The following is a 248-nucleotide window of genomic DNA, read 5'->3' as shown; positions in this document are numbered from 1 at the left end:
AACGTCGCTGCTGGCAATTGATGCGCAAGCTTGGCACCGACTATTGCCATCATAAAGCTGACCACAGAGATACATAAGAATCCAGAAATATGCACAAAACCTATTGTGCCAGCTGGCAAGTTTTCAACGTTTTTGCCAAACCAAGCAAACCCAAGCGCACCAGCAATGGCAATCGGTAAACCACATGCAGCAGATGTACCGACTGACTGCTTCATCGGTAACCCTGCCCAATTTAAAAAGGGTACGGT

Annotated in this window: 1 protein-coding gene; it reads right to left on the bottom strand. The window is 47.2% G+C overall.

The window, feature by feature from the left end; translation table 11 throughout:
- A partial coding sequence (locus AAEY79_RS15955) for a TSUP family transporter (RefSeq protein ID WP_352289653.1) occupies positions 1–248 on the bottom strand: 248 nt, incomplete at both ends.

Source organism: Psychrobacter sp. GW64-MNA-CIBAN-0177 (assembly GCF_040309585.1).
Classification (GTDB): domain Bacteria; phylum Pseudomonadota; class Gammaproteobacteria; order Pseudomonadales; family Moraxellaceae; genus Psychrobacter; species Psychrobacter okhotskensis.
The sequence above is the reverse complement of the archived record's forward strand: the minus strand, read 5'-3'. Positions and strand labels throughout refer to the sequence as shown.